This window comes from Aquamicrobium terrae, from assembly GCF_040545735.1.
Classification (GTDB): domain Bacteria; phylum Pseudomonadota; class Alphaproteobacteria; order Rhizobiales; family Rhizobiaceae; genus Mesorhizobium; species Mesorhizobium terrae_A.
On the sequence record NZ_JBEPML010000022.1, the window covers coordinates 14,882 to 39,032 of the forward strand.

Annotated in this window: 21 protein-coding genes; 18 read left to right on the plus strand and 3 right to left on the minus strand. The window is 61.1% G+C overall.

Annotated features, from left to right (window positions below; genetic code table 11):
- Window positions 1–8 precede the first annotated feature (8 nt).
- From ABID37_RS22195 to ABID37_RS22225, 7 genes are all read left to right on the plus strand, one after another.
- Entirely contained in the window at window positions 9–1,619 is a 1,611-nt protein-coding gene (locus ABID37_RS22195; protein WP_354198787.1) for an ABC transporter substrate-binding protein, read from the plus strand.
- Between the two features lie 39 nt (window positions 1,620–1,658).
- On the plus strand, window positions 1,659–2,630 hold the full coding sequence (locus ABID37_RS22200; RefSeq protein WP_354198789.1) for an ABC transporter permease: 972 nt from the start codon (window positions 1,659–1,661) through the stop codon (window positions 2,628–2,630).
- On the plus strand, window positions 2,627–3,463 hold the full coding sequence (locus ABID37_RS22205) for an ABC transporter permease (RefSeq protein WP_354198791.1): 837 nt from the start codon (window positions 2,627–2,629) through the stop codon (window positions 3,461–3,463). The genes ABID37_RS22200 and ABID37_RS22205 overlap by 4 nt, the downstream gene beginning before the upstream one ends.
- Window positions 3,460–4,440: an ABC transporter ATP-binding protein gene (locus ABID37_RS22210; protein WP_354198793.1), complete on the plus strand. Its 981-nt coding sequence runs from the start codon at window positions 3,460–3,462 to the stop codon at window positions 4,438–4,440. The genes ABID37_RS22205 and ABID37_RS22210 overlap by 4 nt, the downstream gene beginning before the upstream one ends.
- Complete coding sequence (locus ABID37_RS22215) at window positions 4,437–5,450, plus strand: ABC transporter ATP-binding protein (RefSeq protein ID WP_354198795.1); 1,014 nt, start codon at window positions 4,437–4,439, stop codon at window positions 5,448–5,450. Before ABID37_RS22210 ends, ABID37_RS22215 begins: the two co-directional genes overlap by 4 nt.
- Before the next feature lie 371 nt (window positions 5,451–5,821).
- The gene (locus ABID37_RS22220) at window positions 5,822–7,174 is read left to right on the plus strand and encodes an 8-oxoguanine deaminase (protein ID WP_354198797.1); all 1,353 of its coding nucleotides are present in this window, start codon (window positions 5,822–5,824) and stop codon (window positions 7,172–7,174) included.
- A gap of 45 nt (window positions 7,175–7,219) precedes the next feature.
- Window positions 7,220–8,545 (plus strand): uracil-xanthine permease family protein, encoded by a 1,326-nt coding sequence (locus ABID37_RS22225; protein ID WP_354198799.1) that lies wholly within the window; start codon window positions 7,220–7,222, stop codon window positions 8,543–8,545.
- A 180-nt stretch (window positions 8,546–8,725) separates the two neighbouring features.
- Here the strand turns inward: ABID37_RS22225 and ABID37_RS22230 are convergent, their stop codons facing one another.
- Window positions 8,726–9,589, minus strand: a complete 864-nt coding sequence (locus ABID37_RS22230; protein ID WP_354198801.1) for a LysR family transcriptional regulator — start codon at window positions 9,587–9,589, stop codon at window positions 8,726–8,728.
- 89 nt (window positions 9,590–9,678) lie between these two features.
- Between ABID37_RS22230 and ABID37_RS22235 the strand changes: the two genes are divergently transcribed.
- The 4 genes from ABID37_RS22235 to ABID37_RS22250 all read left to right on the plus strand — a co-directional run bounded on the left by ABID37_RS22235 (window position 9,679) and on the right by ABID37_RS22250 (window position 12,267).
- On the plus strand, window positions 9,679–10,323 hold the full coding sequence (locus tag ABID37_RS22235) for an FMN-dependent NADH-azoreductase (protein WP_354198803.1): 645 nt from the start codon (window positions 9,679–9,681) through the stop codon (window positions 10,321–10,323).
- On the plus strand, window positions 10,320–10,664 hold the full coding sequence (locus ABID37_RS22240; protein ID WP_354198804.1) for a DMT family transporter: 345 nt from the start codon (window positions 10,320–10,322) through the stop codon (window positions 10,662–10,664). Before ABID37_RS22235 ends, ABID37_RS22240 begins: the two co-directional genes overlap by 4 nt.
- Before the next feature lie 708 nt (window positions 10,665–11,372).
- Window positions 11,373–11,873 carry a DUF1269 domain-containing protein gene (locus tag ABID37_RS22245; protein WP_354198806.1) on the plus strand — a complete coding sequence of 167 codons (501 nt, stop codon included), beginning with the start codon at window positions 11,373–11,375 and terminating at the stop codon, window positions 11,871–11,873.
- 49 nt (window positions 11,874–11,922) lie between these two features.
- Window positions 11,923–12,267, plus strand: coding sequence for a hypothetical protein (locus ABID37_RS22250; protein WP_354198808.1), 345 nt, complete (start codon window positions 11,923–11,925; stop codon window positions 12,265–12,267).
- Window positions 12,268–12,314: 47 nt separating this feature from the next.
- On the opposite strand, the gene ABID37_RS22255 is transcribed toward ABID37_RS22250, so the two are convergent.
- Both ABID37_RS22255 and ABID37_RS22260 read right to left on the minus strand, forming a co-directional pair.
- A complete protein-coding gene (locus ABID37_RS22255) occupies window positions 12,315–13,352 on the minus strand; it encodes an AI-2E family transporter (RefSeq protein WP_435521620.1) in 1,038 nt (345 codons plus the stop codon).
- Between the two features lie 195 nt (window positions 13,353–13,547).
- Window positions 13,548–15,353, minus strand: coding sequence for an SLC13 family permease (locus tag ABID37_RS22260; RefSeq protein WP_354198812.1), 1,806 nt, complete (start codon window positions 15,351–15,353; stop codon window positions 13,548–13,550).
- A gap of 614 nt (window positions 15,354–15,967) precedes the next feature.
- Here ABID37_RS22260 and ABID37_RS22265 point away from each other — a divergent pair.
- From ABID37_RS22265 to ABID37_RS22295, 7 genes are all read left to right on the plus strand, one after another.
- Entirely contained in the window at window positions 15,968–17,518 is a 1,551-nt protein-coding gene (locus ABID37_RS22265; protein WP_354198814.1) for an AbgT family transporter, read from the plus strand.
- A 45-nt stretch (window positions 17,519–17,563) separates the two neighbouring features.
- Complete coding sequence (locus ABID37_RS22270) at window positions 17,564–18,775, plus strand: M20/M25/M40 family metallo-hydrolase (RefSeq protein ID WP_354198816.1); 1,212 nt, start codon at window positions 17,564–17,566, stop codon at window positions 18,773–18,775.
- Between the two features lie 157 nt (window positions 18,776–18,932).
- Complete coding sequence (locus ABID37_RS22275) at window positions 18,933–20,771, plus strand: SLC13 family permease (protein WP_354198818.1); 1,839 nt, start codon at window positions 18,933–18,935, stop codon at window positions 20,769–20,771.
- Between the two features lie 81 nt (window positions 20,772–20,852).
- Window positions 20,853–22,016, plus strand: a complete 1,164-nt coding sequence (locus ABID37_RS22280) for a M14 family metallopeptidase (RefSeq protein ID WP_435521621.1) — start codon at window positions 20,853–20,855, stop codon at window positions 22,014–22,016.
- An 83-nt stretch (window positions 22,017–22,099) separates the two neighbouring features.
- Window positions 22,100–23,053, plus strand: a complete 954-nt coding sequence (locus ABID37_RS22285; RefSeq protein ID WP_435521616.1) for an ABC transporter substrate-binding protein — start codon at window positions 22,100–22,102, stop codon at window positions 23,051–23,053.
- Window positions 23,041–23,778: a L,D-transpeptidase gene (locus tag ABID37_RS22290; RefSeq protein ID WP_435521617.1), complete on the plus strand. Its 738-nt coding sequence runs from the start codon at window positions 23,041–23,043 to the stop codon at window positions 23,776–23,778. Before ABID37_RS22285 ends, ABID37_RS22290 begins: the two co-directional genes overlap by 13 nt.
- Before the next feature lie 29 nt (window positions 23,779–23,807).
- Window positions 23,808–24,137, plus strand: coding sequence for a hypothetical protein (locus tag ABID37_RS22295; protein ID WP_354198826.1), 330 nt, complete (start codon window positions 23,808–23,810; stop codon window positions 24,135–24,137).
- The last annotated feature ends 14 nt before the right edge of the window (window positions 24,138–24,151 follow it).

A 24,151-nucleotide genomic window follows, 5' to 3' on the forward strand; every position in this document is an offset into this window, starting at 1 on the left:
GAAACCACATGCGTGCCACAACCATCAAGTCCGTCTTGCTTGCAGCGCCCGTTGCCCTTGTCATTGGCACCGCCGCGCAGGCGCAAGAAAGCTGCCCCAAGAGCGGGGGAACTCTGACCTACGCTTACAGCCAGGAACCCAGTGCCCTCACCACCATCGTGACCTCGGCAGTGCCGGTATCGATCATCTCCACCAAGATGTTCGAAAGCCTGCTCAACTACGAGGGTGGCGCGCTCGAGCCGAAGCCGGGGCTGGCGGAAACCTGGTCCGTCTCACCCGACCACAAGACCGTGACCTTCAAGCTTCGGCCTGACGTCAAATGGCATGACGGCAAGCCCTTCACTTCGGCCGATGTCAAGTTCTCGATCGAGAAGATCGTGCGGCCCTACCATTCCCGTGGCACGGCAAATTTCGGCAAGGTATCGGATATCGCCACGCCTGACCCGTTGACCGTCGTCTTCACGCTGGAGGAACCCGTCCCCTATTTCATGAAGGTGTTCCAGCCCGGCGAGGCGCCGATGTTCGCCGAGCACTCCTTCGAGGGTGTGGACATGTCCGACATCGCCGCCGTGCGCGGTGCATCCGCCATGCAGAACCCGGTCGGAACCGGGCCGTTCAAGTTCAAGGAATGGCAGAAGGGCAGCCATATCGCACTGGAACGCAACCCCGACTATTGGCGCAAGGGCTTCCCGTGCCTCGACGGCATTGTCGCCCGCGTCATTCCCGACGGAGCAGCCCGGGCCATCGCGCTGGAGACCGGCGAACTCGACCTGATCCCGATGAGCGGCATGCCCGAAGCGGAGATCGAGCGACTATCCTCAGCGCGGGAACTGGAAGCCTCCCGCGAAGGCAGCGAGGCGCTGGGGCCGAACATGTGGCTCGAGATCAATCTGCGTGAAAAACCGTTGCAGGATCTGAAGGTGCGGCAGGCAATCAGCCTGGGGTTGAACCGCCAGCGCATCGTTGACGTCATCTGGTATGGTCAGGGCACCCCGGCGCGCAGCCTGCTGGTCAGCGCCAATCCTTATTTCAACAAGTCGCTGCCCGAATATGAATACGACCCGGCCAAGGCCGAGGCGCTGCTCGATGAGGCTGGCTATCCGCGTGGCGCTGGAGACGTGCGCTTCAAGCTGAGGCAAAACTTCCTGCCCTATGGCGAAAACTGGGTGCGGCTGGGCGAATATATCCGTCAGGAACTGTCAAAGATCGGCATCGAGGTGGAAACCCGCAGCGCCGACCTCGGTGGCTGGCTCAAGACGATCTACACGGACTGGGACTTCGACCTGACCAGCTCTTTCGTGCACAACTATTCCGACCCTTCGATCGGCAGCGAGCGCAACTTCGGCACCGCTTCGATCCGCAAGGGGGTGACCTTCACCAACTCGATGGGCTACAGCAATCCACGCGTCGATGAGTTGTTCGCCAAGGCCGCGGTGGAAGTCGATCCGGCCGAACGACGCAAGCAGTTCGATGAGTTGCAGCAGATCGTGCATGATGAGCTGCCGGTCATATTCCTGATGGAGATGTCCTACACCCATGTTTGGAACAGGCGGGTGAAGGGTTTCATCACCAACGGCATCTCCATGTATTCGCCGTGGGACGCGGTATGGAAGGAATAGGCGTGCACGATCCGCGGTGAGGAGGAACGGAGCCCGGCAATGCAAAGATTTCTTTCAGTGGCAAGGCGTATGGGGCAGATCGTGCCCAGCGTGCTCGGCATTGCCGTCCTCAATTTTGCGCTGCTTCATATGGCGCCGGGCGACGCGGCCGACATCGTTGCCGCCCAATCCGGCGGCGGAGACGAAGGCTATGTCGACGAGTTGCGCCGCTCCTTCGGCCTGGACCGGCCGCTCTACGAGCAATTCTTCATATATCTGGGAAAACTGCTCACCTTCGACCTTGGCTTCTCCCACGTACAGCAACGACCAGTCCTCGACCTGATCCTGGAACGGATTCCGGCGACGGTCCTGCTGATGCTGACGGCCATCGTGGTCGCAACGCTGCTCGGCATGGTGTTCGGCATGATCGCCGCCATGCGCCATCGCAAATGGCTGGACGGCGTCATCTCGGTGATCGCCCTTCTGGCCTATGCGACGCCGCAGTTCTGGCTGGGCCTGATGCTGGTCGTGCTGTTCTCCGTCATGCTCGGCATTTTCCCGTCCGGTGGCATGATGACGATCGACGCCGACCTGCCCTGGCACCTGCACGTGCTCGACATCGCCAGCCACCTAGTATTGCCTTCTGTGACGCTCGGTCTGTTCTACGTAGCGCTCTACACCCGGCTCATGCGGGCTTCGATGCTGGAGGTGTTCACCTTCGACTTCATTACCACCGCCCGCGCCAAGGGGGTGTCGGAGACACGCGTCGGCTTCATCCATGCTGCCGCCAATGCACTGTTGCCGGTGCTCACCATGGTAGGCGTGCAGATCGGCCATATGCTTGGCGGTTCGATCCTTGTCGAAACCGTGTTCGGCTGGCCGGGCCTCGGACGTCTGCTATTCGACGCACTCCAGCAGCGCGACCTCAACCTGTTGCTCGGCATCCTCTTCATCTCATCGATCCTCGTCGTGGTGGTGAACCTAGCCGTCGACATGCTTTATGGGGTCCTGGACCCGAGGATGGCGAAATGACTGGTTTCCTCGATCTGTGGCGCCGCTTTCGGCGCAATGTAGCGGCTGTGGTCGGTCTCTTCTTCCTGCTCTGTATCGTGCTTGCCGCGCTGTTCGGCCCCATGCTCTATCCGGTCGATCCCTACGACATGATCGGCCGGCCTTCGATGCCGCCCTCGGCCGAGTTCCCGCTCGGCACCGACGTATCGGGCCGCGACATCCTGGCCGGCCTCATCGGCGGGGCGCGCGTCTCGCTGCTGATCGGGCTGATCGCCAGTCTCGGTGCCACCGTCATCGGCGTCACGGTGGGAGCGATCGCCGGCTACAAGGGCGGCTGGTTCGACACCGTGCTGATGCGCCTGACAGATTTCTTCCTGACCATTCCTTCCTTCGTCTTGGCGGTTGTCATCATCGCGATCTTCAACCCGTCCATCGCCAGCGTCACCATTGCGATCGCCGTGGTGTCGTGGCCGCCGGTCGCCCGGCTCGCCCGTGCCGAGTTCATGGCCCAACGCGACCGCGAATATGTACAGGCCTGCCGGGCGCTCGGCATGTCCGATCTCGAGATCGCAACACGCCAGATCATGCCCAATGCGCTGCCGCCCGTGATTGTGGTATCGAGCCTGCTGGTGGCCACGGCCATCCTCACCGAGTCCGGACTGTCGTTCCTCGGCCTTACCGATCCCGACCTGATCTCCTGGGGTTACATGATCGGCGTCGGCCGCACCGTGCTGCGCACCGCCTGGTGGATGCCCGCTATCCCCGGCATCGCAATCCTGATCACCGTGCTCTGCATCAACCTGGTTGGCGAGGGCATGAACGATGCACTCAATCCGAGGCTTCAGCAACGATGAGCGAGGCAAGGGACGTCCTGTCGATAGAAGACATGAATGTCGAGTTTCCGACCACAAGTGGCGGGGTGAAGGCGGTCACCGGCCTGTCTTTCTCGCTGCGCGCCGGCGAAACATTGGCCATTGTGGGCGAATCGGGCTGCGGCAAGAGCACAGCCGCCATGTCGATCCTCAGCCTTCTGGCCATGAAGTCCCCGTGTCGGGTCAGCGGGCGTGTGCTGTTCGAGGGACACGATCTGATGAAGCTGTCACAGCGCCAGATGCGCGCCGTGCGTGGCAACGGCATCAGCATGATCTTCCAGGACCCGATGATGGCGCTCAATCCGGTGTTCACGATCGGCTGGCAAATCGCCGAAGCCCTGAAGCTGCATCTCAGGCTGTCTCCTGCCGCTGCCCGCCGCCGTGCCGTGGAGTTGCTCGACCTGGTCGGCATTCCTTCGCCGTCCGAGCGCTACGACCAGTATCCGCACAATCTGTCCGGCGGCATGCGGCAGCGCGTCATGATCGCCATGGCGCTGGCCTGCGAGCCCAAGGTGTTGATCGCCGACGAACCGACCACAGCGCTCGACGTTACCATCCAGGCACAGGTGCTGGCCCTGATCAATCGCCTGAAGGCCGAGATGGGGATGGCCGTGCTGCTCATCACTCATGATCTGGGCGTGGTCTGGGAGGTCGCCGACAGGGTCGCGGTCATGTATGCCGGCCGCAAGGTGGAGGAGGCGGCAGTGGACGACTTGTTTGCCGCTCCCGCCCATCCCTACACGCAGGGCCTGCTGAAGGCGGCGAGCTGGCAGAATGACAGCTCCGGTCGCCTGCCCGAAATCGGCGGAGCCGTGCCGTCGCCGCTGTCGATGCCGCCGGGATGCAGCTTTGCGCCCCGCTGCTCGCGCGCCACCCCACAATGTGCACTGGCGGCACCGCCGCTGGTTGGAAACGCACGGCAATTTGCTTGTTACCATCCGGAGCCAGCAGTAGCATGAACATGCCCGTCCTCTCAGCCACCGGCCTGGTCAAGGAATACAATATCGGCTCCGGTTGGAGCGGGCAGCGGCGCACCGTTTACGCCCTGAGCGGCGTGAACCTGTCGGTGGATGCCGGCGAGACCCTGTCGATCGTCGGCGAATCCGGATGTGGCAAGTCCACATTGGCGCGCTGCCTGACCAGCCTCGTCGCGCCAACTGCCGGCGATATACGCCTCGACGGTGCGGCGACCGGAGAGCTGCGCGGCCGTGATGCGCAACGCTTCCGTCGCGCCGTGCAGATCGTGTTCCAGGATCCCTATGCCAGCCTCAACCCACGCCGCACCGTCGGCCAGTCGATCGGAGACGGGCTGCGCCTCCACAATATCTGCCCGCGCGCGGAACGCCGGGACCGCATCGGGGACCTATTGATCAAGGTGGGTCTGTCCCCCGACCATATCGACCGCTATCCGCACGAATTGTCAGGCGGCCAACGCCAGCGCGTGGCGATTGCGCGGGCCCTGGCGGTTGAACCCCGGCTGATCGTTTGCGACGAACCGGTCTCGGCTCTCGACGTTTCGGTACAGGCGCAGATCATCAACCTGCTCAACGACCTGCAAGCCTCGCTCGGGGTCGCCTACATCTTCATTTCGCACAACCTTTCGCTGGTCAGGCACATCTCCAATCGCATCGCGGTGATGTATCTCGGCCAGGTGGTCGAAATGGGCGACACCCATACGCTCGACGCGGCGCTGTTGCATCCCTACAGCCGTGCCCTGTTCAGCGCGTCGCCGGAGATCGGCCGCGATCGCAACGGCGCCCGCGCCGAGCCGCTGTCGGGCGACGTGCCGAGCCCGCTGGCGCCGCCTTCAGGCTGCCGCTTCCGCACCCGCTGCCCATTCGCGACAGAGCGCTGCGCCGCCGAACCACCCCAACTGCGCCGGGTAGCTGGACGCGAGGTTCGTTGTCACTACGCGGAATCGATGCTGCCCTCGATGACCACAAACGCCAGGACGGCTGCCAACCTGTGAAGCAGCGACTTCGGCCAATGCCGCTTCCTTGGAGGTGGCGTGGGCGCCGGTCGGAATGCTGTGTGCTTGCTGCGGTGCGTGAAACACGCTTTGCCTTGTTTCATGTCCGATGATCTTGTCCTGGCAGAGCGGTCGGCTGGCGAAGGACCAAGCGAAAAGCGGATAACAAATACCAGAACGTGCTTGACAGTGAACACGGCTTAATCTTTCCTAAGCGAACCGATGTTGCAAGTCGCCACAGCGGTGTAGAGCAAGCCCGCTCAACATTAAGTCGATGACGATCCGGAGTTCGCACCTCCTGGGACAGGGCTCACAGCGCGGAGAAGCTGGATACAGCTTTTTCGAGTTTGAGACTGGCCGGGAGGGACAGAATGAGCGTCGATCTGCTTGTACGCGATGCGTATATCTATGTAGACCGTGAGTGGGAAATCGAGAGTGGCTGGATAGCCATTAAAGACGGTCGCATTCAAGCGCTTGGCAAGTCTGGCGATGAGCCGGTGAGCGCGCGGGTTATTTCCGCGAACGGCAGACTTGTGACGCCGGGCTTAATAAACGCCCATCATCACATGTATCAAAATCTGACCCGGTCCTACGCCCCGGTAACGAACGGCACGCTGTTCCAATGGCTGACGGGGCTGTATCCGCTTTGGGCAAATATCGACGAAGAGTCGGTTTATCTTTCTACATACATTGCCATGACTGAATTGCTCATGGGCGGATGTACGACGTCCATGGATCATATGTACGTTCATCCCAAGCCATTCCTGATCGATGCGCAATTCCGAGCAGCAAGAGATATAGGTTTTCGTTTCTATGCCACCCGCGGATCTATGACCCGTTCAGTGGAGAATGGCGGCTTGCCGCCTGCAAGTGTGGTCCAAACTGAGGATGAAATTCTTGCCGACAGCGTGCGGCTGGTCGAGAAATATCACGATGCAAAACCCGGTTCGATGGGACGTGTAGCGCTTGCGCCGTGCTCGCTCTTCTCGGTCACGGAAAATATAATGGTAGAGTCCGCTCAACTCGCCGAGAAATACGATCTACGGCTGCACACTCATCTTGCTGAGGATCCGCAGGAGGACGAATACTGCGCTGAGGTATATAAGTGCACTCCTGTCGAATATTTCGAGCGGGTTGGCTGGGCGACGCCCAGATCCTGGGTTGCGCATTTCATTTATCCCAATGACGAGGAAATCGGCAGGCTCGCCCATGCCGGCGTCTGCACGACCCAATGCCCATGTTCCAATATGCTGATCGGTGGGGGGTCGGCAGATGTCATGGGATTGCGCCGCAGAGGCATGAGGGTGGGGCTCGGCTGCGACGGATCTGCTTCGACTGACCATGCATCGATGTGGCTTGAAGCGAGAACGGCATTGCTCTTGGGCCGTTATCGCAATGGTCCGAACTCCATGTCGGCACGCGATGTGTTGGACGTGGCAACGCGGGGCGGTGCGGCATGTCTCGGCTGGGAAGATGAGATTGGCCATCTGCGTCCAGGTGCGTGCGCGGACCTCGTTATCTGGCAGATGTCCGACGTAGCGTTGGCAGGCGCGCATAGCGATCCGGTGGAATCTTGGTTGAGATGCGGACCGGCAGTGGCCGGCACAACCATCGTGAATGGCAAGCCGCTTGTCGAAAACACACAACCGGTAATGTCCCAATTGTCATCGGTCTTGCGAGAACATGCAAAGCATGCCCGCCGAATCCAGTGCTTCGAGGTCTGATCCGTACAACAGCCCATAATGCCGTACTCAGGGAGGAGAATCGGAATGAGTGCTATTGTCCTAGACGACGATGAAGCTGAAGACGTGACGGTTGGCGACATCGAAGAAATAATTCCCGCGAAGCGCCAGTTCGCGCTGGGGGCACAACAGGCGTTGGTTTCGAATGCCTGGCTGGACCCAATCTTCATCGCATCCGTCGCGGGGTTTTCTGCCGCGCTGGCAACAAACCTTGTGACGGCAACTTTCCTTGCTGCTGGCGTTGTCACCGTCGTGCAAAGCACCAAACTGGTGCGCTTGCCGATTGTGCAAGGGCCATCGTCGGCGTTTTCGCCGCTGGCTATCGGCTACTACAAAGCCGGAACGATATCTTCTGCAAGCCTTGGGCTGCTCATTGCCGCAGGGCTGGTTTTCCTTGCGGCAGTTTCAGGTCAGTTTGCGAGGCTGCGCCGCCTGCTTTCGCCGGCCGTCTCCGGGACCATTATCACCCTTGTCGGAGTGGCCTTGGCCGGTTTTACATTCATGGAATTCTTTGGAGGGGTCGGGACAGCTAACTTTGGAACCGGTACGAGCCTGTTTATTGCTTGTGCCACGACGCTTACGGTTCTCGTTAGCGCTGCCATAGGTGGCAGGTTTCGGATGTTCGGCTTTCTGATTGCGCTTTTGGTCGGGAATTTCATTGCGCTATGCTTTGGGATGCTGGATTTTTCGAGCGTTGGAACGGCACCTTGGCTGGCCGTCCCGACACTGCTGCCTTACGGCGCACTCCAGTTTGACTTGGCTATAACAGTCACGATGTTCATCGTTTTTCTGGTTGCCGTGGTGGAAGCGATGGGAATGTATGAGGCGACGGCCAAACTTACCAACACCGAATTAACCGATCGACGCGTCAATATGGGCATCGCCGGCGAGGCGGGCGGTTCAATGGTTGCAGCCTTGATCGGTGGCTTCGGAACAACGGCCTATGCGCAAAATCTCGGTGTCGTAAAAATGACCGGAGTTGGTAGCCGGCATGTGGTCCGGGTTGCAGGCTGCATCTTTATCGCGCTTGCTTTTTTCCCCAAGGTCGCCGCGATCCTTGTGGCCACGCCTGCGCCTGTTGTTGGGGGGCTCTTTTTGCCGGCTGCTGCCACTGTCATCATGGCGGGGCTTCAACTTGCCAGCAAAGAGCGCAGATCCCCGATCAAGAATCTTGTAGCGCCATTAGGTCTTATGGCAGGACTGGGTATTCCGGCGCTATCGGGAAGCTTGGCGCCGTCACTGCCGCCCATTCTCGGCGAGATGATTGGGCATTCGATTGTCGTCGGTGCTGTGACGGTAATGGTCGCTGAACTCTGTCTGGTCAAGCTCCCGGAACTGTTTCGATCAGAATAGCTAGGTCCTCCGATCGGGTGGCAAAGTTTGCACTTGATCGGACATGATCCGGCGACCGAAGTCGAGGCCTGGATTTCGAGCCATCGCTACTATCGTGCTTCAGGGTCGCGTGGAGTTTTCCCTGCGCCTTGTTGGCGTTGCGCAAGAAATGAATACCGGTCGGATCATCATGGCCGTAGCCTATGGCTTTGAACTCGTGGGCGCTTCCCTTGTCAATCGGCTCCTCAACAGGGGCCCAGCAAAATCCATGAACGAGCGGATGCGCGGTGTTCGCCGTAGATCCGCGTGGATAAGTAGCCAGACCTCGGATTCAAGGCCATCGATTGGCTCGCCCAATGGAAGCAGGCCGAATTGTTTCGCCAGGTAGTCCGGCAATAGTGCTTTGCCGAGACCCGAAGCCGCGGCCTGGCCGGCTACCCACATGCTGTTCACGCGCAGCGCGACCTCCGACCCAACCGTATGCTTCGCGAGCCAGCGCCCCGCCGGAACGCTGGCGAGACTGTCGTCCAGAACGATCCAAGGCAATGCGCTTGCGTCCCTGTCTGCGGCAAATATCCCGTAGCCGAAGGTTCCGGCCTTCTGGCCGACCAGCGTTTCTGGCGGCGTGCGCGTCGGACGAATGGCAACTTCCGCCTCGTAGCGTGCCATGTCGGCGAAGCTATTCGAGACGACAAGATCGAAGTGGATCCCGGCATGCTCCCTGCGAAAGGGATGGAGCAGTTCGGCCACCAGCGGGACCAGCGAATCTGCGGTGGTGACGGTGATGCGCCCTTCCAGGCGTTGCTCGCCGCCGGACAAGCGCCGCTGTGCGTCGGCGAGGCTCGCCTCCACAGCCGCCGCCGAACGTGCCAGCTCGGCGCCGAGAGGAGTCGGGCTATAACGTCCTCCGATCTTCCGGAACAACGGCGTTCCTGTTTCCCTCTCCAATTCGGTCAAGCGCCGGTAAAGAGTTGCGACATGCACCTTAAGCGCCGCCGCAGCCGAAGCCGCCGTTCCGTCGCGGGCGAGAACGCCGATCAGCAAGAGGTCGTTGGCCGAAAGCATTTTCGCATCCTTGCGAATCCAGTTCGCAATAATCGCATATGAATTCGCACTGACGCAATTCTATATGCTTACCGAAAAAGGATGCTGACATGACGACACTGCTCCATATCAAGGCCTCACCCCGCGGCGAACGCTCCCATTCCAGCATGGCGGCCAACCGTTTCATCGCAGCGCTTCAGAACCGTGACCCGGATGTCCAGGTGACGGAACTCGACGTGTGGCAAGCTGATCTGCCGTCATTCGACGGCGCATTGCTTGCCGCCAAATACGCCCGGCTTTCCGGGCAGGGCTTCTCCCGCGAGGAGGCACAGGCATGGGCGCAGATCGAGGCGCTCGTTCGCGATCTGGATGCTTCCGACATCGTGCTGATTTCCAGCCCGATGTGGAACCTCTCCATTCCCTATCGGCTCAAGCACTATATTGACCTCATCACCCAACCGGGACTGAGCTTCACCTCTGATCCGAAGACCGGCTATACGCCTCTCCTGCGTCCCCGACCCGTCGTCGCGATCCTGGCCAGTTCAGGAGATTTCTCCGAAGGTCCATCGTGGGGCCGTCCGGATCTGGCGTCGCCGTATATCCGGCAAGCGCTCAAGTTCATCGGTCTGATCGACGCCGAGATCGTCGCCGTGGGGCCGACCATCGGCAGGCCGAAAAGCATAGAAGCGGCCGCCGAGCGCGCCGGCCAAGCGCTGGATACCCTTGCCGAACGCTTTGCGAGGGCAGTGGCATGACCTACTCGACCGGTTGGATATTGCTCGTCATTTCCAGCATACTCGACGTTTTCTGGGCACTCGCCACCAAAAAGTCCAACGGCATGACGAATTGGGGCTGGGGCCTTCTCTCGCTCCTGCTGCTTGCCGCCTTCGTCCTGTCGCTCAGCAAGGCGCTCTCCGTACTGCCGCTGGGTATCGCATATGCCGTCTGGACAGGCATTGGAGCCGTTGGATCCGTCTTGGTCGGGACCATGGTCTTCGGCGAGCCGCTTGGCGCGCAACGCATCGCCTATGTGACAATCATTGTCATAGCAATCGTTGGACTGCATCTCGGAACGGGCGGGGATGTGGCCGGTTAGAGCCATGACTGACGACAATGCCACTACGACACGTATGATAGACTCAGAATCCAGAACATTGGCTGGCCATCCCAAAGATTCCTGGAGGCATTGCCCATTCCTTGACAATCCGGTTGCCTGTGAATTGATGTTGCCAATCCGCTCCTGTGCTCGGAGGATGACATGCGTATATATGCGCTCGCTATCGGTCTCGCTATCGGTCTTGTGATGCCTCTGGCCGCACCGGCGCCTGCTCACGCCGTGACCGTAAACATAACAGTCGGTACCAACCTCAACAACGGGAGGGCGATCACGTGTAGCCAGGGTCAAAGGTTGTTGCGCAATCGCGGGTTTCGGGATGTTCGGCGCGTAGATTGCAGAGGACGGTTTTTCATCTATCACACGCGCCGTGGCAACAGCCGTTTTGAGGTTGCGGTTAGTTCGCGCACCGCTCGAGTAGTGGATGTGCGCCGTATCCGTAGATGAGTGGTCGCTCGTACCATTGTCAGCGTTCTTCTATTTGGGAAACTGTCATTCGTTCGGGATTGGTTGAGATAGCTTTCGCGAATTTTCGAGCGAATGGCAGGGCAGGGCGCTTGCGCAGCCAGCGACCAAGTTGGTCTGCCAAAATGGGATGAACGGCACAGTATCCGGATTCCCGGCTCATTCTTTCCGCTTCGCGGTTGGGTAGAATGCAATCGTTTCGTACCCCTCAGCCTGGGAGTTCCTATGTCCGACCTGATCGTTATCGTCTATCCGAACGAAACGAAGGCTGAAGAGGTGCGCCAGCGCCTTCTTGAGCTGCAGAAGGAATACATCATCAAACTCGGCGACGCTGTAATAGCGACCAAGACCGAAGAGGGCAAAGTCAAGCTGAACCAGCTCTTCAATGCGACTGCAACGGGCGCGGTATCCGGTAGCTTCTGGGGAATGCTCATAGGCATTCTCTTCCTGAATCCGCTCGTCGGACTTGCGCTGGGCGCCACATCCGGAGCGCTCGGTGGCGCATTGACGGATGTCGGCATCAACGATGCATTCATGCGGGACTTGTCGACCAGTATCGAACCGGGCAACGGCGCCCTTTTCGTGCTTGTCCAGGAAATGACGGCCGACAAGGTGCTCAAGGAAATCCAGGGTTTCGGCGGTGTGGTACTCAAGACGTCGCTGGATGAAACCAAGGAGCAGGTGCTGCGCGATGCACTTCTGCAAGCGTCGGCCGCCTCTGCATAGTGCATGACGGCCCGGCAGATCGCTCCCAAAGTACGTAGCGGGTCCCATCGTGTCCGGTCCTGAAATCGCGACCCTGCTCGTGGTCGAGATTATTTGCGGCACCGCAGGGGCGATGGCCGTGGCACGGCTCTGGCGCGAGATCGATCTCGGGTGGAGATCCATCGCTGTCATCGGCATGCTTGGCGGTGTGGTTCTGACGCTGCTTCCCGCCCAGATTCCAGGGGTGGGGCGCTTTGTCGGCCACGTCGAGAACGTTATCGACGCCGCTTCGCGCGGCACTGGCGGTCTTACGCCTACGGTATTGGTCGGCGCGGGTGTCGCCGGGCTGCTGGGAGGCGTAATTTCGATCAGTCTCGTCGCCTTCCTGCGCCGCGCGGGTTCCCCGCGTCGATAACACAGGGGCGACCGCGAAAATTTGTCTGGGCCTGTTGTGACGCCGCCCTAGGCCCGGTCATGGCGGATCACGTCAGGCGAACCCAGCAACTGGGCGATCCAGAGCGTCGATGATGATTGCGCACAATAGGTGAGAATCGCAATCGTGATCGGAACGCCTATGAAGGCACCGAACAGGCCCCACAAGAACGACCAGAAGAACACCGAGAACAACACGACAAAGGGCGTAATCGCCAACGCACGACCTGCCACGCGCGGTTCTATATAGCTGCCGATGACGAACTGGATGATGTTGAGGCCCGCAAAGATCAGCATGGCGGCTTGCGGCGATCCGAATTGCGCCAAAGCATAAAACGAGGGTAGAAGCGTTGCAATGAAGGGACCCATGAACGGTATGTAGTTCAGCGTGAAGGCGAGAATGCCCCATTCGGCCGCAAAGCGAAGGCCGAACGCGGCTGAAAGCGCCCACACCATCGAACCTGTCGCAAGGCTCATCAGCGTCCTGACCAACATGTAGTGCCGAAGTTTGGCCGCCGTCTGCCTACTGCCATCGATCAATATGCCCGCAGCCCTGGGGCTGAGCGCGGCACGAGCGTTGCGGGCGAAGGTTTCGGTGTCGAGAAGGCCCAGGAGCACATAGACGACGACAACGATCCAGAACGAGATCATGATGTTCAGCCGTGCGGTTACGCCCTGCAAAATCCGCACGAGCCACCCAATGTTGAAATGCTCGGCCCACATGCCGGCAACCACGATGCCGTGACCCTCCAGCCACTCTGCAAGCTGATTGTAGAGCACCTGGAAGCGTGCGCTGTCGGATACGATTGAGCGGCCGATCCGCCCGAAGCCCCAGGTCGTGATCGATGCGACTACGAAAAACACGAGAACGATGAAGCAGACCACCAGTGCCAGGGCGAGAAGTTTTGGTAAAAAGCGTTGCAAATTGCGCTGGAGAGGCCAGACGAGCGCCAGAATGAACAGCGCACCAGAAACCGGCGCGAAAACCGCTGCCGCTATCTGGAGCGCCGACACTACGGCAATAATCGCCAAGATGGAGATTGCCACGACAAGCGCTCGCTCCGTCATGATATTTTCCAGTTCCCCATCGGCAATAATGGCATTGGAGGTATGTCTAGCACCATGCAGCGCAATCAGCCAATAAGGCCAGGGATGCACGCATATTCCTGCCGCGACGCGGCCAGTGTCTCACTAATGGAAAACTCAGCTCTATCCGTTTGGTTTTCAGTCTTGATATACGCACCTTGCAGGTCTTCCTTTCTTTCAGAACCGCCAGACCAGCGGCACGTAGAACACGGCCATGAAGAAGAACCAGATCATCAGTGGCAGGCCGAGTTTCCAGTAGTCGCCGAAAGCATATCCACCCGGTCCCATCACCATCAGGTTGGTCGTGGTCGCAATCGGTGTCAGGAAAGAGGCGGAGCCCGCGATACACAGGCTCATGAGTATAGGACGCGGCGAGATGCCCATGCTGGTGGCCGCGGCCATCGCGACCGGGATGACCAACATGGTGGTCGCCGTGTTGCTCATGATCTGTCCAAGGCTCGCGGTAAGTACAAACAGTCCTGCCAGGAAAGCGATCGGTCCCGCGGCGCCCGTCATCGCCACCAGATGATCGGCCACGAATTGCGCTGCGCCCGATTGCACCATTGCGACCGACATCGGCATCATTGCGCCAACGAGGATCACGGTTGTCCAGTGGATGGCGCGGTAGGATTCCTCGACCGTGACGGTGCCGGCAACGATCAGGATGCCCGCCGAGACCAGGCCGGCAACGACCGGCGGTACGATGCCCGTCGCCAGCAGCACGACAAGTCCGGCCAGGACGGCTACCGCCATGCCGGCCCCCGCGCCCATCGGCACGGCCTGCCGCCTGACGAGATCGGGCGAGTTGACGACCAGCACATCCGGGTCCCTGAGCCTGACGTCGAGAGCCTCCCAGCTCCCTTCCAGCAAGATGGTGTCTCCGGCCTTCAGTCGCGGGTCCCTGAGGTTGAGATCGACGCCGGCCCGCTGCACGGCCAGGACGATCAGGTCGCCGCTATCGGTTGCCATCCCTGGATGCATCGCCCGGCCGATCAGGGCGGAGCGCGGCGGAATGATGACCTCGGCCAGGCCCGAGCGGTGGTTGAACATCGCCGTTCCTGCCGCCTCCTCACGCAGGGCCAGGTGCTTTTCTGCTGCTAGCTCCGCTGCCGCCTGGGCCTCGCCGCGAACCAGCAGGTAGTCGCCCTGTGAGACGAGCGCCGGCTCCCTCAGGGGCAATCCCGAGCCCCCGGCTTGCACGGCCATGATCTGCAGCCGCGCGGGATCGCCAACCTCGAGATTGGTGGGGGCCGCGCCGACGAAGGGTGAACTCTCGCGCACGCGCATGCGGAATACACCGTCGCGCAGGCCATAGTGTTCAACGAGCGTCTCCGCATGCCGGCTGAAGTCGGCCGATAACCTCACGCTGGTCTTTTGCGGCAACAACCTCTTGCCGACGAGCAGGATTATCAGCATCGTTCCGGCGAGCAACGGCACGCCGACATAGGCGAACTCCGCGAAGGCAAAGCCTTCGAGCCCCGCGTCCTCCAGCGCTTCCGAGACGAGGATGTTCTTGGGTGCGCCGGTCAGCAGCATATTGGCTCCAGCATGGGCTGCGAAGGCGAGCGGCATGAGTAGCTGCGCAGGTGACTGACGCAACTGGATCGATGCCATCACAACCACCGGCATCAAGGCCGCGACGGCCCCACCGCCGCTGATCAAAGCCGCGAGGCAGCCCACTGCGGCCATGACGATGGCCAGCAGCCGCGACTGGTTGTTCTTGCCGGCCTTTGCGATGAGGAACTGTCCGGCCCAGGCCGTCACTCCGGTCTTGTCCAGCGCCGCGCTGACGATGAACAGGCTGGCGATGAACAGCACTGCCCCATCGCCGAAGCCCCCGAGCGCCTGCTCCAGCGTGACTAGACCCATTGCCCAGAGCGAGAGCGCCGCGGCGATGGCAACGGCCACCACGGGGAGCCTGTTCCAGGCGAACAGGGCTATTGTTGCAGCTATGATGAGGCCTGTGCTCTCGATCTGCGTCACGGTTTGCCCTTTGGATTGGCCGAAGACATCTGCGAGGCGGCTCTACTGTGCCTGGTGCACGTTGCAACCGATGCGGAACGAGCGCGCGAACTGTACTCCTTCGGATCCGGTGTTTGTCGCAAGCCGCTCGAGTCCATCGCTTCCGCTTTCTTCCCTCGGCCCCGAAGAAGACAGGAGGGTCAAGGCGCGCGAGAAACGGCTGCCCCCCAACGTGGCAATCTCTCGACGCTAACAACTGTCCGGGCGACACGGATGAGCTTAGAATCCCAACTCTGCACCACTCATCCCATTTTTTACGCGTGTTCAGGCACGGCCGGTGCTATCTCCGGAGTGGCCCATCCGCCGGACATCCCTTGCCCCGGACTTTGATCCGCGGGCAGGTCGAAGCGCTTCAAGTCCGTCCACGACGGTGCCGCAGGGCTTCCCTTTTTCGATCAGGGGAGACACTCCAGGAAGCGCGTTCGAGCTCCAACTTCGGGACGGCAGGCCTAGGTTCTGGATTCTGGGCTCATGACTTCTCGACATGCTGGCCTAATCTCCCAGTGTCATTGTCGGGTGGACTGGCGGTATTGGGTATCGCGGCCACGCATTCCGGCAGAGGGGAAGATTGAGGGATGTCAAAGGCCAGTACGGCTCCAAAAACGACGATGCAACGGTTTCTCGACGGTGTCGAGAAAGTAGGGAACATGGTTCCTCATCCGGTCGTCATCTTTCTTATCCTCATCGCAATCGTCATTGCCCTGTCCGCGCTGCTGAGCCTTTTTGGAGCAGCGGTCACCTTCGAGCGTATCAACGCCGACACGCATGAGATCGAAACGGCGACCACGGAGATACGCAGTCTGCTGAACGCAGACGGCATTCGCTTCATGTATGTGTCGCTGGTCCCCAACTTCATGGCCTTCACCGCGGTGGGCCTGATGATCGCCGCCATGATCGGCGCTGGCGTTGCCGAGGAGTCGGGCCTGGTCACAGCACTGATCCACAAGCTCGTCATCGTGTCGCCGCGCTGGGCGCTCACCTATATTCTGGCATTCGTCGGCATCCTGGCCAGCGTTGCGGCGGATGCGGGCTATCTCGTGCTGATCCCGCTTGCCGGCATCGCCTATCTTGCAGTCGGGCGCCACCCGCTTGCCGGCCTTGCGCTGGGTTTCGCGGCGGTGGCCGGCGCCTTCACGGTCAACATGCTGATCAAGCCGCTCGACACGGTGCTTGTCGAGTTCACCAATGACGCCGCCCACCTCGTTGATCCCAGCACGTCGATCGGGCTGGCGTCGAATATCTGGTTCTCGATCGCATCCGTCGCGTTTCTGACCGTCATCATCGCCTTCATCTCGGATCGAATGATCGAACCGCGCCTGGGGGCCTACAGACCGCAGGATGCTGCCGCGGGCACCACGACCGACCAGAGCACGATGCTGGGAGAGCAGGAATCGCGAGGGTTGCGCTTCGCCGGTGTCGGGCTGCTCGGACTGATCGTGGTCTTCTGCCTCTTGACGATTCCGAGTTGGGGACCGCTGCGCAATCCGGGGACCGGCGAGTTGATAGGCGACTCGCCGTTCATGAACGGCCTCATTGGTCTGATAGTGCTCATGTTCCTGGTCACCGGCTGGGCGTATGGCATCGGCGCCGGCACGCTGCGGACCTTGACGGAGGTGGTGGGCGCGATCGAGAAGTCGATCAAGAGCATGGGCGGCACCATCTTCCTGTTCTTCATTTTGAGCCAGTTCGTCGCCTACTTCACCTATACCAACATCGGCACGGTCATGGCGCTCAGCCTGTCCGGCGTCCTGCAGGCCGCCAACATCGGCGCGCTTCCCCTGCTGCTCGGCTTCATCGTCGTCGTCGCGATCATCGATCTGCTGCTGACCGGGGCGATCGCGAAATGGGCGATTTTCGCCCCCGTCTTCGTGCCGCTGCTCATGCAACTCGGTGTCGAGCCGGAAGCGGTTCTGGCGGCTTATCGCGTCGGCGATTCGCCGATGAATGCGATCACCCCGCTCAATGCCTATTTCGCCCTGGTGGTCGGCTTCGCGCAGAAATACGACAAGGGAGCGGGCGTCGGCACGATCGTATCGCTGATGCTGCCCTATGTCGTGTGGTTGTTTGTGCTGTGGACCGCACTTTTCGCGATCTGGCAAATCCTGGGCCTGCCCTGGGGCATATGACGGCTGATCGCCCACCCTTACATCAAACGGCTCAAGAATGATCGGATGGATACCATGACCAATACTTCCGTTCCCCTCGACGTCGAGGTTGCGATCGATCATTTGATGAATGTGCTCTCGGTGGAGGGCATTACAGGCCAGGAAGCCAATATCGCGGCAGCCGTCAGCGAGGCTCTGAAGAAGGCTGGCGTGCCGGCCTCGGCCATCCGCTTCGACGACGTCAACGAGCGTATCCCGCTGCCGACCGAAACCGGCAATCTGATTGTCGACCTGCCCGGTACGCGGCCGGGACCGCGCCTGCTGTTCTCGACCCATCTCGACACGGTGCCACTCTGCGCCGGGGCCAAGCCCCGGCGCGAGGGTGACCGGATCGTCTCGGACGGGACGACGGCGCTGGGCGGCGACGCACGCACGGGCGTGGCTCTACTTATCGTGGTTGCCGAAACGCTGCTCAAGAACCAGATTCCGCATCCGCCGATTACATTGCTTTTTACCGTGCGTGAGGAAAGCGGCCTGCACGGTGCACGCGAACTCAATCCCGCAGATCTCAAAGTCCCGGTCATGTGCATCAACGTCGACGGTCAGCTCGCTTCCGAACTGATCATCGGAGCGGTGGGGCAGGAGAACTGGGAGGTGGAGATCAAGGGCAAGGCGTCCCACGCCGGCGTCGCTCCGGACGAGGGCATCTCATCGACGCTGGTGGGAGCCATCGCGCTGGCCGAGGCCCGCAATGCCGGCTGGTTCGGCAAGGTCGTCAAGCCGGATGGTCACGGAACAAGCAATGTCGGCATCTTCGGCGGCAAGGATGGCAAGCCGTCCGGCGATGCGACCAATGTCGTCACCGACTATACCTACATCAAGGGCGAGGCGCGCAGCCCCGAACTGACCTTCGCCACGAAGATCGTCAATGGCTACGAGGAAGCGTTCGCCCGGGCCAGGTCCGAGGTGAAGGATCACGAGGGAGAAACCGCCGACGTGACCTTCCGCCGACAGCCGGCCTATCCTCCTTTCGAACTGGGCAAGGACACGCCGGTGGTGAAGCGGGCCACCGAAGCGCTGAAAATGCTCGGCATTGAGCCGACCTATCTGTTCTCCAACGGCGGGCTCGATGCCAACTGGCTCGACAAACATGGAATTCCCACCATTACCATCGGTGCAGGCCAGGCTCGGATCCACACGATCAACGAATATGTGAACCTGACCGAGTACGAGAAAGGCTGCCGCCTGGGCCTGATCATGGCGACCATGGAGGGATAGTGGGACAGTCGCCGTCTCGCATGGCAGCGGATGCCCGGTGCTTGGGGCCGGCCTTATAGTCCCCTGACCACATGCCCTAGCAATGCCTGGCGGCGACAGGGGCTGTAGAGCCGAAAAAGCGCAAACGACAGAGCAAGATCGAGCAAGGAACTGACGATTGAGCCCCATAGCCTACATCGCAGCGATCATCGCTCTTGCTATCGTGCTGTTTGTCTCGAACAAGCTGCCGGTCGTCGTGGTGGCCATGGCGACGGGGCTGGCGCTGTGGGCCACCGGCATCCTGACGCTCAACCAGGCTTTGGCAGGCTTCGGAGACCCCGCGGTCATCTTCATCGCATCGCTCTTCGTCGTCAGCTCCGGGCTCGAGATAACCGGCGTGACCGCCTGGACCGGTCAGCTTCTGATCCGCGGCGCGGGCGAAGAAAGCCGGACCCGTCTTCTGCTCCTCATGATGGGCCTCGTCGCGCTCCTGACGGCTCTGATCAGCGTCAATGGCGCCGTCGCCGCCTTGCTGCCGGTTGTTGTCGTCATCGCGGTCCGGCTTAAACGAAACTCCTCGCAGCTCCTGATGCCGCTTGTCTTCTCGGCCCATGCAGGTTCCATGCTGGCCCTGACAGGGACGCCGGTTAATGTCCTTGTTTCCGAGGCAAGCGCGGACGCAGGCGTCGGTGATTTCGGATTTTTCGAGTTCGCCCTTGTGGGTGTCCCGCTTCTCATCGGCACCATGGCGATCATCCTGCTGTTCGGCCAGCGACTGCTGCCCGAACGCAACGGCGCGACCATGCCCGCGGACTTCAGCCGCCACGCAAAAACGCTGGTAGAGCAATACGGCCTCGCCACCGGGGTCTACCGGATGCGTGTGCGGGCCAGTTCGGCATATGTCGATGCTGCGCCATCGGCGATCGATCTTGCCGCATATGAAGGCCTCCAGCTGGTTGCCGTTCAGCAAGGTGAATCGGCCGAACCGCTTCGCAGGCCGCTCGTGGCCGAGGGGGATCACCTGGTGATCCGGGGCGAGCCTGAGACCGTGGCGAGTTTTGCGGCCGAAATGCACCTTTCCTTCAGGGAGGGCGAGCCGGACGCTGGCCAGGGTGAGGAGACGCTGTTCAATCGCCAGTCGGGCCTTGCCGAGGTGGTTATTCCTCCGCGCTCTGGCCTCATCGGCCAGACCGTTTTTCCCGGTATGGTCACCGAGAGCGGTGACTTGATCATTCTGGCGGTGCAGCGTGCGGGCACGGACGTCGCATCGTCGACAGTCAAAGGCGATGCCCGAGGGATCGCCTTGCAGGCCGGCGACACGATGCTTTTGCAGGGGACCTGGAAGGCGCTCGATGTCCGCCTTGACGACCCTGACGTGCTGGTCGTCAGTTCTCCCGAACTGGTTCGCCGCCAGGCCGTGCCGATGGGCCCCGGCGCCAAGCAGGCGGTTACGATCCTGCTCGCCATGGTGCTGATGCTCGCGACGGGAATCGTCCCGCCCGCCGTCGCGGGATTGCTGGCGGCCGGCGCGATCATCCTGTCGGGGATCATGACCGTGGAGCAGTCCTATCGCGCGATTGGCTGGACGACGGTGATCCTCGTCGGAGCCATGATGCCCCTTTCGACCGCGATGGTGGAAACCGGAGCCGCTCAGCTCATGGCCGAGCATCTTGTTGGGTTCGTCGGCGATGCCGGACCGTTTGCCCTGCTCGCCGGGCTTTTCGTCCTGACCGCCATCATGGGACAGCTCATCAGCAACACCGCGACCGCGCTGATCATCATCCCGATCGGTGTGGCCGCCGCCACAAGCATGGGCATATCGCCTCGCCCGGTCCTCATGAGCACGGCGGTGGCAGCGGCGGCTGCATTCCTGACGCCGATCGCAACCCCGACGAATCTTATGGTCATGGGGCCGGGCGGCTATGCGTTCAGCGACTACTGGAAGCTGGGACTGCCATTGCTAATCTGGTTCTTCGTCGTCTCGGTATTCATCGTACCGTTGATATGGAGCTTTTGAGATGGCCTGGCCGAGACTGGCGACCCGGCAGCCGGCACGCGGTTCGAAATTTTCTTGATAAGGGAGTGTGTCATGGAAAATATGCCAGGCCTCGATCGTCGGGATTTCATGCTCGCGACCATCGGCGGTGCCGCCGCATCGGTTGTTCTCGCTTCGGATCACGCCGCGGCGCAAACTGCGGCATCCAATATGTCGGGAGGGACCGTCTACACAGGCGATGTCGCCGACGGAAAGCAGGTCGTCAGCACGCTTGATGTTGCCGACCTTGAGCCGGGGAAGCTTCATCGCCTCTACTTCCGCGGTGTCGAAGGGCCCACGGGCCAGCCATGGCTGGTGTCGGTGGCCGTCCTGAAAGGGGCGAACCCGGGCAAGCGCGTCACACTGGTGAGCGGTGTCCACGGCGACGAGATGAGTTCCATCCACGCCGTCCAGACCATCGTCAACGAGCTCGACCCGGCCGCGATGAGCGGCACCGTGATGGCGATCTTCGATGTGTCCCGGCCTGCGATCGAAAGCATGGGCCGGAGCTGGCCGAACTCCAGCCGCGGTGCAGGCCTGATCGACCTCAACCGTGTCTGGCCGGGCGACGAGAGCGGGCCGGGCGCCCCAGTGCGCCATGCCGGTCTTCTGTTCAATCGGCTGATCCGTCCGAACTCGGACTATGTCCTTGATTTTCATACCGGCCATACCGGCATCGATGCCCCGGCGTTTCACCTGGCGAAGATGGACGTGCCAGAGATCAGGGCCATGGCGGAACTTTTCCCGATCGACCAGATCTTCGACAACGCCGGTTATCCCGGTCTTCTGTCGGACGCCCTCTTTCAGGTGGGTATTCCGGCCTTCACGCCCGAGATCGGCAATGGCCGGCGCCTTGATCTGACAATGATCCCTCTCTTCGTGGAGGGCACGATGAACGTGCTCAAGCTGCACGGCATCATCGAGGGGCCGATCGGACGCACCGGACGCGATACGGGGATTTTCGTGGGCAACAGCCTCTTCCCGGTTATTGCGACCGCAGGCGGCATTGTCGAACATCTCGTGAAGCTTACGGACGCGGTCAGCCCCGGCCAGAAAATCGCAATCCAGCGCGACATGTTCGGCGAGATCGTTGCGGAATATACCAGCCAGGTCGATGGCGAGATCGGCGGTCTTCGGAGCGATGCGACGTCAGAGCCCGGCAATGTGATCGCCTTCATTGTCTTCAACCGGACGCCGCCGAGCGGGATGGAACAGTATCCGGAATGAAGCACAGCCCTTCGCTGCACCACAGCAACAAAGAGGCACGGGGCAAACGGTTCCCGAGACAACCGCATGAAAAGGAATAGGGGATGAGAGACTTGGCGAAAATGACCATGACAGCGGCTGCCGCGGTCTTCCTTGCAGCTCCCACCGCGGGTGCAGCCGATCTCGTCATTGCCATGCCGAACTGGTTCTCGGGTCAGGCGGGCGCGAACATCATCAAGGTGGCTCTGAAGAAGGAGTTCAGCATCGAGGCCGACGCAGTGGAGATGGGCACGCTGATAGCCTTCGCGGGGCTCGAGTCCGGTGCGGTCGATATCCATCCGGAGGTCTGGCTGCCGAACCTGGACAATCTCGTGGAGAAATATGTGAAAGATGCCGGCACGGTTGCGCTCAGCCCGATCGGCGTAGCTGCGTGGCAGGGCATCTGCGAGACGCGGGCCGCCCAGGAGAACGGCATCAAGGACATTTCGGACCTCAACGATCCGCAAAAGACGGCGATCTTCGACACGGACGGCGACGGCAAGGGCGAGATATGGATCGGCGCGCCGGCCTGGTCTTCGACCGCCATCGAGCGCATCCGAGCCAACAGCTACGGCTACGGCAAGACCATGACGCTCCTCGAAATGCCGGAGGATGTAGGAATGGCGGCCGTGGATGCCGCTGAAGCGACGGGCCGGCCGATCATCTTCGGCTGCTATGCGCCGCACGCGGTGTTCAAGCTGCACGACATAGTACGGCTGACGGAGCCGCCCTACGATCCGGCCAAGTGGAACATCGTGCTACCCTCCGAAGATCCTTTGTGGGAGCAGAAATCGAGCGCGGCGGTCGGCTGGGACACAGCCCGTTATCATATCGCCTATGCGACATCGCTGCGTGAGCGACATCCGGAAGTCGCCCGGTTTCTTGATCGCGTCGACTTCACCCCGGAAGAGGCGACGGAAATGAGCTACGCGCTCCAGGTCGAACGGCAGGACCCGTACGAGTTCGCCGAACAATGGGTGGCCGGGCACGAGGCTCGCGTCAAGGGATGGGCCAGATGATGATGAGCGAGGGATTGGAGAAGATGAAGGCGGCTTTCGCTTTGATAAGATGCTCACAGCGCCTCGGACGTACCCGGTCTGCGCGGAAGGCGATGATGATTGCTGTCGGCGTCGGATTTTCCACCATCGCGCTCGCTGCCGGGACGCAGGTTTACAATCCCCAGACGCGAACCTGGAGCAACTACGACCGGACGGCCGCCTATCGTTACTACCGCCAGCACAAGCAGGTGCCGGAACCCTTCCGGATGCAGGTTGTCAAGTTCCGTACCGCGGAGAAGCCAGGCACCATCATCATCGATGGCAACCAGCATTTTCTCTATCTCGTCCAGCCGGGCCAGCAGGCGATCCGCTACGGCATCGGGGTAGGACGGGAGGGCTTCGGCTGGGCGGGCATCGTGCGCGTCGGCCGCACGGCAGAATGGCCGACATGGACGCCGCCGGCCGAGATGGTAGCTCGTGACCCGAACGCCGCAAAATGGGCTGGAGGCCAGCCGGGCGGGCCGGACAATCCGCTTGGAGCGCGAGCGCTCTACCTCTACGAGGGCGATCAGGACACGATCTACCGCATCCACGGCACGCCCGAGCCATGGACGATGGGCCTTGACGTGTCGTCTGGTTGCATCCGCATGGTCAACGACGACATCATCGACCTGCACGCGCGCGTGCAGGTCGGCGCGAAGGTGATCGTGCTCATGCAAGGGGCAGCCCTTTACAAGGGCGTATAGATTCAGCCGAGTGCAGAGGGGAAATCAGGATGAACAACGCAACCGACAGACAATCCGGCGCCGGACGTGGGCTTATAGCCATATCTTTGTTTCTTTCTTCCGTTCTGGCCGCGTGTCAGAGCAGCCCGACGCCGGACCAGATGACGAGAACGGCCGTCGAGACCGCGCCGGCCGACCTCCAACTGATCTGCGCCAATGCGGCGGCGCAATCGCGAGGCGTCGACACTGCTACCGTGTTGCCGACAAGCTCCCGCAAACTCGACGCAAGAACCTATCAGGTGCAACTCAACGCAAGTGGCACGACAATGAACTGTGTCGTGGACGATCAGGGGATGGTTAGTTCCGTCACTGCCGCGTAAGATATATTGGATGT

What these genes read in the sequence shown, in the direction of transcription:
- ABID37_RS22195 (WP_354198787.1), top strand. Translation starts at nt 9, where the DNA reads ATGCGTGCCACAACCATCAAGTCCGTCTTGCTTGCAGCGCCCGTTGCC.
- ABID37_RS22200 (WP_354198789.1), top strand. Translation starts at nt 1,659, where the DNA reads ATGCAAAGATTTCTTTCAGTGGCAAGGCGTATGGGGCAGATCGTGCCC.
- ABID37_RS22205 (WP_354198791.1), top strand. Translation starts at nt 2,627, where the DNA reads ATGACTGGTTTCCTCGATCTGTGGCGCCGCTTTCGGCGCAATGTAGCG.
- ABID37_RS22210 (WP_354198793.1), top strand. Translation starts at nt 3,460, where the DNA reads ATGAGCGAGGCAAGGGACGTCCTGTCGATAGAAGACATGAATGTCGAG.
- ABID37_RS22215 (WP_354198795.1), top strand. Translation starts at nt 4,437, where the DNA reads ATGAACATGCCCGTCCTCTCAGCCACCGGCCTGGTCAAGGAATACAAT.
- ABID37_RS22220 (WP_354198797.1), top strand. Translation starts at nt 5,822, where the DNA reads ATGAGCGTCGATCTGCTTGTACGCGATGCGTATATCTATGTAGACCGT.
- ABID37_RS22225 (WP_354198799.1), top strand. Translation starts at nt 7,220, where the DNA reads ATGAGTGCTATTGTCCTAGACGACGATGAAGCTGAAGACGTGACGGTT.
- ABID37_RS22230 (WP_354198801.1), bottom strand. Translation starts at nt 9,589, where the DNA reads ATGCTTTCGGCCAACGACCTCTTGCTGATCGGCGTTCTCGCCCGCGAC.
- ABID37_RS22235 (WP_354198803.1), top strand. Translation starts at nt 9,679, where the DNA reads ATGACGACACTGCTCCATATCAAGGCCTCACCCCGCGGCGAACGCTCC.
- ABID37_RS22240 (WP_354198804.1), top strand. Translation starts at nt 10,320, where the DNA reads ATGACCTACTCGACCGGTTGGATATTGCTCGTCATTTCCAGCATACTC.
- ABID37_RS22245 (WP_354198806.1), top strand. Translation starts at nt 11,373, where the DNA reads ATGTCCGACCTGATCGTTATCGTCTATCCGAACGAAACGAAGGCTGAA.
- ABID37_RS22255 (WP_435521620.1), bottom strand. Translation starts at nt 13,352, where the DNA reads ATGACGGAGCGAGCGCTTGTCGTGGCAATCTCCATCTTGGCGATTATT.
- ABID37_RS22265 (WP_354198814.1), top strand. Translation starts at nt 15,968, where the DNA reads ATGTCAAAGGCCAGTACGGCTCCAAAAACGACGATGCAACGGTTTCTC.
- ABID37_RS22270 (WP_354198816.1), top strand. Translation starts at nt 17,564, where the DNA reads ATGGATACCATGACCAATACTTCCGTTCCCCTCGACGTCGAGGTTGCG.
- ABID37_RS22280 (WP_435521621.1), top strand. Translation starts at nt 20,853, where the DNA reads ATGCCAGGCCTCGATCGTCGGGATTTCATGCTCGCGACCATCGGCGGT.
- ABID37_RS22285 (WP_435521616.1), top strand. Translation starts at nt 22,100, where the DNA reads ATGAGAGACTTGGCGAAAATGACCATGACAGCGGCTGCCGCGGTCTTC.
- ABID37_RS22290 (WP_435521617.1), top strand. Translation starts at nt 23,041, where the DNA reads ATGGGCCAGATGATGATGAGCGAGGGATTGGAGAAGATGAAGGCGGCT.
- ABID37_RS22295 (WP_354198826.1), top strand. Translation starts at nt 23,808, where the DNA reads ATGAACAACGCAACCGACAGACAATCCGGCGCCGGACGTGGGCTTATA.